Consider the following 7,079-nt stretch of genomic DNA (forward strand, 5'->3'; position numbering starts at 1 on the left):
AGCCGCGACTGCAATGGGAGACAACGCGCCATGAGCGATGTACTGGAGCTGGTGGACGTATCCGTGGTCCGCGAGGGTCGGGCTCTGGTGGAGGATGTCTCCTGGTCGGTGAAGGAGGGGGAGCGCTGGGTCATCCTCGGCCCCAACGGCGCCGGCAAGACCACCCTCCTCAACATCGCGTCCAGCTACCTGTTCCCGACCTCCGGCACCGCCACCGTCCTGGGCGAGAAGCTCGGCTCCGTCGACGTCTTCGAACTGCGCCCGCGCATCGGCATGGCCAGCAGTGCGCTCACCGAGAAGCTCCCGCGCGACCAGACCGTCCTCCAGACCGTCCTCACCGCCGCCTACGGCATGACCGCCGGCTGGCGCGAGGACTACGACGCGGTCGACGAGCAGCGCGCCCTGGCCTTCCTCGACCGCCTCGGGATGAACGAGTACCTCGAGCGGAGGTTCGGCACCCTCTCCGAAGGAGAACGCAAGCGCACCCAGATCGCCCGCGCGATGATGGCCGACCCCGAACTGCTGCTCCTGGACGAGCCGGCCGCCGGACTCGACCTCGGCGGCCGCGAGGACCTGGTGCGCCGGCTCGGACGGCTCGCCCGCGACCCGTACGCCCCCTCGATGATCATGGTGACCCACCACGTCGAGGAGATCCCCCCGGGGTTCACCCACGTCCTGATGATTCGTCAGGGCAAGGTGCTCACCGCCGGTCCGGTCGAGGCGGAGCTGACCTCCGCCAATCTCTCGCGCTGCTTCGGTCTCCCCCTGGTCGTGGAGTACAACGGCGGCCGCTGGACGGCGCAGGGTCTCCCGCTCGGCTGACCCGGGCCCTACCATGGCGGTGTGGACGCATGGGTGTGGTGGCTGATCGCCGCCGTAGGACTCGGAATCCCGCTCGTACTCACGGCCATGCCCGAGTTCGGCATGTTCGCGGTGGGTGCCGTCACGGCCGCGGCCGTCGCGGCGCTCGGCGGAGGGCTGGCGGCCCAGGTGGTCGCCTTCGTGGTGGTCTCCACCGCGCTGGTCCTCGTCGTTCGTCCCGTCGCCAGACGCATGCAGACGCAGCGGCCCGAACACCGAAGTGGCGTCGACGCGCTGACGGGCCGTCAGGCCGTCGTGCTCGAGCGGGTCGACGGCTCCGGAGGGCGCGTCAAGCTCGCGGGTGAGATCTGGTCCGCGCGCGCCCTTGACACGAGCGCGTCCTACGAGCCGGGCGACCAGGTGGACGTGGTGGAGATCGACGGGGCGACCGCCGTCGTGATGTGATAGCCGGTGACCGCACGGTCACACAACCGCCGGCGACGCCGACGGCACAGTCAGCCGCGCTGGTCAGCCCGGTCAGCGTGAGAACCTAGGAGAACGCAGGGGGGGAGCCACGATGGACGCCATCATCATCGTGCTGATCATCCTGGTGGTGCTGGTCTTCATCGCACTCATCAAGACGATCCAGGTCATTCCACAGGCCAGCGCAGCGATCGTGGAGCGCTTCGGCCGCTACACCCGGACACTGAACGCCGGACTCAACATCGTCGTCCCGTTCATCGACACCATCCGCAACCGCGTCGACCTCCGTGAGCAGGTCGTCCCCTTCCCGCCCCAGCCGGTGATCACCCAGGACAACCTGGTCGTGAACATCGACACGGTCATCTACTACCAGGTCACCGACGCGCGGGCCGCGACCTACGAGGTCGCCAGCTACATCCAGGCCATCGAGCAGCTCACCGTCACCACCCTGCGCAACATCATCGGCGGCATGGACCTGGAACGCACCCTCACCTCCCGTGAGGAGATCAACGCGGCCCTGCGCGGCGTCCTGGACGAGGCCACCGGCAAGTGGGGCATCCGCGTCAACCGGGTCGAGCTCAAGGCGATCGAGCCGCCGACCTCCATCCAGGACTCGATGGAGAAGCAGATGCGCGCCGACCGCGACAAGCGCGCCGCGATCCTCCAGGCCGAGGGCGTGCGCCAGTCGCAGATCCTCACCGCCGAGGGCGAGAAGCAGTCCTCCATCCTGCGCGCCGAGGGCGAGGCCAAGGCCGCCGCACTGCGCGCCGAGGGCGAGGCCCAGGCCATCCGCACGGTCTTCGAGTCCATCCACGCCGGGGACCCGGACCAGAAGCTGCTGTCCTACCAGTACCTGCAGATGCTCCCCAAGATCGCCGAAGGCGACGCCAACAAGCTCTGGATCGTGCCCAGCGAGATCGGGGACGCCCTCAAGGGGCTCGGCGGCGCACTGGGCAACTTCGGCCCCGGGGCCCCCGCTCCCTCCACGAGCTCGTCCGGCGCCGCCGCGGGCCGCTCCGACCTGAGTAAGCGCCGGGAACAGCCTCCGATCGACTGAGGACACGTCCTGCCCCCGCCACCCCCGGATACATCGCGGCCACGCCTCTCGGGCATGATCGGTGCGCCAGGCACCGATCGGCTGAGGGGCGTTGCGCGTGAGTATCTGGGAGGCGCTGGCGGTCTGCGTCGCCGGCATAGGCGCGGGTACGATCAACACGATCGTGGGCTCGGGGACCCTGATCACCTTCCCCGTGCTGCTCGCGGTTGGGCTCCCGCCCGTCACCGCGAACGTCTCCAACACACTGGGCCTGGTGCCCGGCTCCATCAGCGGCGCCATCGGCTACCGCCGGGAACTGCGCGGACAGCGCGACCGAGTGCTGCGCCTGAGCGCCGCGGCCCTGGTCGGGGCGGTGGCCGGGGCCGCCCTGCTGATCACGCTGCCCTCCGCGGCCTTCGACATGATCGTCCCGGTCCTCGTCGCACTGGCACTGGTGCTCGTCGTCGTCCAGCCGCGCCTGGCCCGCGCGATCCGCCGCCGCGAGCGCGACGGCGGCGCCGCCCATCCCCACGGCGGTCCCGTCCTCCTCGGCGGCATGACCCTGGCCAGCATGTACGGCGGCTACTTCGGAGCGGCTCAGGGCGTCATCTACCTCGCCCTGATGGGCCTGCTCATCAACGATGACCTCCAGCGGATCAACGCCGTCAAGAACATCCTCGGCGCGATCGTCAACGGGGCCGCCGCGGTCTTCTTCCTCTTCGTTGCCGACTTCGACTGGACCGCCGTCCTGCTCATCGCGGTCGGCTCGGCGGTCGGTGGACAACTCGGCGCCCGACTGGGACGCGGACTGCCGCCGACCGCCCTGCGCGCGGTCATCGTGACCGTCGGTACGGCGGCGATCATCCAGCTCGTGCTGGACTGAACCGACCGGGGCGGCCGCCGACCGCGGCGGCCCGCGAGAAGCCTCAGGCGGAGGCGGGCAGTGCCAGCGCGAGGACGAGCGCGTCCGCGGGCGTCGGCTCGAACGGCTGCGTCAGCAGCCGCATACCCGCCTGCGCGGGGGTGCGGTCGGCCTTGCGGTGGTTGTCCTCCGCACACGCCGCAACGGTGTTCAGCCAGGTGTCGCCGCCCCCGCGCGAACGCGGCACGACATGGTCCACCGTGGTCGCCCGGCGCCCGCAGTAGGCGCACCGGTGCCAGTCCCGTACGAGTACGCCCCTCCGCCTCCGCCACCGCGGTGCCGACCGCTCGGCCACCACAGCGCGACTCGTGGACGGTGGGGCGCGGACTCCCTCCCGACGGTGAGGCCGGTCGCCGGAACGGCCCCGGCTTCCGGCTCCCGGCTTCCCGGTCCGCGAGGAGTCCGGGATCAGCCCTCGGCGGGCACCTCGTACTCGCCGATCAGCTGTGCGCGAGCCAGCGTGTGGAAACGCAGGTTGAAACCGACCATGGCGGGTGACGCGTCCGCCTCCACGCCGAGCTTCTCGGTGTCCACGGCGTAGACGGTGAACACATAGCGGTGCGGGCCGTCCCCGGGTGGTGGCGCGGCCCCGCCGAAGTCACGGGTGCCGTAGTCGTTCCGGACGTGCACCGCCTCCGGGGGCATCCCCTTCATTACACCCGTGCCGGCGCCCGCGGGCAGCTCCGTCACGGTCGCGGGGATGTCGAACACCGACCAGTGCCAGAAACCGCTGCCGGTCGGCGCGTCGGGGTCGTAGCAGGTGACGGCGAAGCTCTTGGTCTCCTCCGGGAAGCCCTCCCAGCGCAGGTGCGGTGAGGTGTTGCCCTCGGCATGGACCTGGTCGGGCTTCAGCGGGGCGCCCTCCGAGACATCGTCGCTCACGACCGTGAACGACGGCACCGGGGGATGGAAGTCGTGGGGGAGCGGGCGTCGCTTCTCTTCGGTCACGTGGGGAAACCTCCTCGTCGGCGTGACATTGCTGTGCCGGTCAGCCTAACGATCCCGGTCCGCCGTACGGCGCAGGGCGCGGCCCGGGACGACACCGGACCGCGCCCTGCGAGAGGAGCACCCGACTCCCGGACCTCTCAGAACCAGTTCCGCCGGCCGCCGACCTCGGCCAGCCACTGGTTGAGGTCGGCGGCCCAGTCGGTCTGCTGAAAGTCCGACAGGCCCACGGTGAAGGAGCGGTAGGTGTCGCTGCCCTCGCTGAACAGACCGGCCTTCTTGTCCATCTCCAGCACGACGTCCATCTCGTGCTCGTCCGCGACGAAGCTCAGCTCGACCTGGCTCAGGCCCCGGTACTGCTGCGGTGCCAGGAACTCGATCTCCTGGTAGAAGGGCAGCTTCTGCCGGGTGCCACGGATGTGCCCCTGCTCCATGTCCGCGTTCTTGAACCGGAACCCGAGGGCCCCGAAGGCGTCGAGGATCGCCTGCTGGGCGGGGAGCGGGTGGACGTTCACCGGGTCGAGGTCACCGGAGTCCACCGCCTTGGCGATCGCCAGCTCCGTCGTCACCCCGATGTTCATCCCGGTCAGGTGGTGGCCCATGAACGTGGTGATCGGAGTCTCCCACGGCACCTCCAGCCCGAAGGGCACCGTGTGCACCGCGCCCGGCTGGAGCTCGAAGGCGCCACCGAGCCGCATGCGGTGGAACTCGACGTTCCTGGTGTACTCCTCCTCCCCGCCCTCCACCTCGACGCGGGCCTGGAGACCGACCGACAACCCCTGGATCTCCTGGGCGACCGACCCGCCCTGGATCCGCACCTCCCCCTGGACCACGCCGCCCGGAACCACGTTCGGCTCGGTCAGCACCGTCTCCACCGACGCGCCGCCGATGCCCACACTCGCGAACAGCTTCTTGAAACCCATGTTCTTCCTCCCCCAGGCCCTGCCTGTGTGTCGTGCCAATCCCTATGAACGCCCGAAGTCCGCCGGACGGTTCCGCCGGCCAGGGCCGCCGCCCGCAGTCGTTACCCGATGGCTGCACTACGCTCGGCAGACGTGAGCGCCGACCACGACCGTAAGCCCCTGCCTCGCGCCTTCTTCGACCGGCCCGTTCCGGAGGTCGCCCCCGACCTGCTCGGCCGTGTCCTGGTCCGCATGACCGAAGACGGCCCGATCGATGACCGTCTGACGGAGGTCGAGGCGCACGCGGGCCGCATCGACCCGGGATCGCACGCCTACCGGGGCCGGACGGAGCGCAACGCCGTGATGTTCGGACCTCCCGGCCACGCGCACGTCTACTTCACCTACGGCATGTCAAGGCGGTCAGCATGAACGTCGGCCTCCTCGCCCATCCTGCTGAAGAGGTCGCCCCCAGGCTGCTCGGGAGCGTCCTCACCTGCGAGACCCCCGAGGGAACCGTGAGCATCGCCATCACGGAGACCGAGGCGTACTCGGGTACGGCTGACCCAGCCTCCCATGCCTACCGGGGGCAGACACCTCGCAACGCCGTCATGTTCGGACCCGCAGGACACCTGTACGTTTACCGGTCCCACGGTCTCCACTGGTGCGCCAACATCGTCACCGGGACGGACGGCATCGCCTCGGCCGTCCTCATCAGGGCGGGCAGGGTCATCGAGGGGGAAGACCTGGCACGCAAGCGGCGAGGGGAGAAGGTCGAGAGCCCACGCCTTGCCCGAGGTCCGGGGAACGCCTGCCAGGCACTCGGCGTCACGGCGGAGCACAACGGCGCAGACCTCCTGACAGGTACCCCGGTCATGTTGTCCGAGGGCGAGTCGGTGCCTGCCGCGCTCATCCAGATTGGTCCTCGGGTAGGCGTGAGCAAGGCCCACGACTGGCAACACCGGTTCTACCTCGCCGGTGATCCGACGGTCTCGGCGTACCGACTGAGCCCGAGAGCCAAGCCGTCCGCCGGAGCCTGAACCGCTGTGCGTCCTGCCCACGGCCCGCCGGTGAGTCGGTCCTGAAACCGCCGCATGACTTGGGCCGGCAGGACCCGGCGGTCCCCCTTGCCGGGCCCAGAGGTGCTGGCCGGCCGCGAGCACACGCGGCGGCGGCGACCGACGGCACGCAACGACAGCGAACTGGCCAAGGGACCCGCCCGTCCGGTCACCGCCCTGGACGTGGCCCGCCTCCTCGCCGACACCCCGGCTCCTTCGAGCCGTGTGCGGAACGGTCCCCGTGCGGGAGTGGACGGAGAGGGAACACTCCACCTGTGGCGTTACTGGATCACCGGAGACCCCTCGGACAAGCCCGTACCGGGCGCATCAGCCGCGTCGCCGTCGGGAGCGGCTTGACGCTGGACCGACCGAGGTCTAGCATTGGCCGAGCCGCTGGAACGGGACGAGATCCACGGCGACCGGACAGGTCGCGTGAGAGAGGCCCGAGCGGACATCACCAAACACGGACTTCCCGGCTTCGGGAGTCGTTTCCGTTGCGCTCAAACGTCACGGGAAACCAATCCGAATGGCTCGATTATGAGTCGCCGGAGAAGTCCGCTAAGGTAGTGAACACACCGAAGGGAAGCGCCCGGAGGGGCCCCGGAAGGGGTGCCGAAGGAAGCGTCCGTTCCTTGAGAACTCAACAGCGTGCCAAAAGTCAACGCCAGATATGTTGATGCCCTGTCGCTCCCGCACCGCGGGAGTCGGCGAGGTTCCTTTGAAACACACACAGCGAGGACGCTGTGCGCCGTCGGGAATTATTCCTTCCCGGTGGCGCCGCTCTGCGCGGAGTGACCGGGATGACCCGGGAGCATTCACGGAGAGTTTGATCCTGGCTCAGGACGAACGCTGGCGGCGTGCTTAACACATGCAAGTCGAACGATGAACCTCCTTCGGGAGGGGAAGAGTGGCGAACGGGTGAGTAACACGTGGGC

8 protein-coding genes, 1 rRNA gene and 2 pseudogenes are annotated in these 7,079 nt (G+C 69.5%); 8 read left to right on the top strand and 3 right to left on the bottom strand.

Translation table 11 applies throughout. From position 1 onward, the window contains the following. The first annotated feature begins 30 nt into the window (after positions 1 to 30). The 4 genes from LJ221_RS09770 (at position 31) to LJ221_RS09785 (ending at position 3,203) form a co-directional block, all read left to right on the top strand. The gene (locus LJ221_RS09770) at positions 31 to 822 is read left to right on the top strand and encodes an ABC transporter ATP-binding protein (protein ID WP_241715443.1); all 792 of its coding nucleotides are present in this window, start codon (positions 31 to 33) and stop codon (positions 820 to 822) included. A gap of 21 nt (positions 823 to 843) precedes the next feature. Further along, on the top strand, positions 844 to 1,266 hold the full coding sequence (locus tag LJ221_RS09775; protein WP_241715444.1) for an NfeD family protein: 423 nt from the start codon (positions 844 to 846) through the stop codon (positions 1,264 to 1,266). A 112-nt stretch (positions 1,267 to 1,378) separates the two neighbouring features. Next, positions 1,379 to 2,341 (top strand): SPFH domain-containing protein, encoded by a 963-nt coding sequence (locus LJ221_RS09780; protein ID WP_241715445.1) that lies wholly within the window; start codon positions 1,379 to 1,381, stop codon positions 2,339 to 2,341. Between the two features lie 97 nt (positions 2,342 to 2,438). Beyond that, positions 2,439 to 3,203 (top strand): sulfite exporter TauE/SafE family protein, encoded by a 765-nt coding sequence (locus tag LJ221_RS09785; protein ID WP_241715446.1) that lies wholly within the window; start codon positions 2,439 to 2,441, stop codon positions 3,201 to 3,203. Between the two features lie 43 nt (positions 3,204 to 3,246). Here the strand turns inward: LJ221_RS09785 and LJ221_RS09790 are convergent. The 3 genes and pseudogenes from LJ221_RS09790 to LJ221_RS09800 all read right to left on the bottom strand — a co-directional run. Further along, positions 3,247 to 3,504 (bottom strand): annotated as a pseudogene (locus tag LJ221_RS09790) (HNH endonuclease); the annotation flags it as partial. Positions 3,505 to 3,650: 146 nt separating this feature from the next. Continuing rightward, positions 3,651 to 4,190, bottom strand: a complete 540-nt coding sequence (locus tag LJ221_RS09795) for a YbhB/YbcL family Raf kinase inhibitor-like protein (protein WP_241715448.1) — start codon at positions 4,188 to 4,190, stop codon at positions 3,651 to 3,653. 137 nt (positions 4,191 to 4,327) lie between these two features. Beyond that, positions 4,328 to 5,110: a sporulation protein gene (locus LJ221_RS09800; protein ID WP_241715451.1), complete on the bottom strand. Its 783-nt coding sequence runs from the start codon at positions 5,108 to 5,110 to the stop codon at positions 4,328 to 4,330. A 132-nt stretch (positions 5,111 to 5,242) separates the two neighbouring features. Here LJ221_RS09800 and LJ221_RS09805 point away from each other — a divergent pair. From LJ221_RS09805 to LJ221_RS09820, 4 genes and pseudogenes are all read left to right on the top strand, one after another. Then, positions 5,243 to 5,502 (top strand): annotated as a pseudogene (locus LJ221_RS09805) (DNA-3-methyladenine glycosylase); the annotation flags it as partial. Positions 5,503 to 5,514: 12 nt separating this feature from the next. Further along, complete coding sequence (locus tag LJ221_RS09810; RefSeq protein ID WP_241715452.1) at positions 5,515 to 6,126, top strand: DNA-3-methyladenine glycosylase; 612 nt, start codon at positions 5,515 to 5,517, stop codon at positions 6,124 to 6,126. Positions 6,127 to 6,180: 54 nt separating this feature from the next. After that, on the top strand, positions 6,181 to 6,501 hold the full coding sequence (locus LJ221_RS09815) for a DNA-3-methyladenine glycosylase (RefSeq protein ID WP_374228417.1): 321 nt from the start codon (positions 6,181 to 6,183) through the stop codon (positions 6,499 to 6,501). A gap of 457 nt (positions 6,502 to 6,958) precedes the next feature. Continuing rightward, positions 6,959 to 7,079 (top strand): 16S ribosomal RNA (locus LJ221_RS09820); the annotation flags it as partial.

The sequence above is a fragment of the Streptomyces sp. CNQ085 genome, assembly GCF_022614595.1.
Lineage (GTDB): Bacteria > Actinomycetota > Actinomycetes > Streptomycetales > Streptomycetaceae > Streptomyces.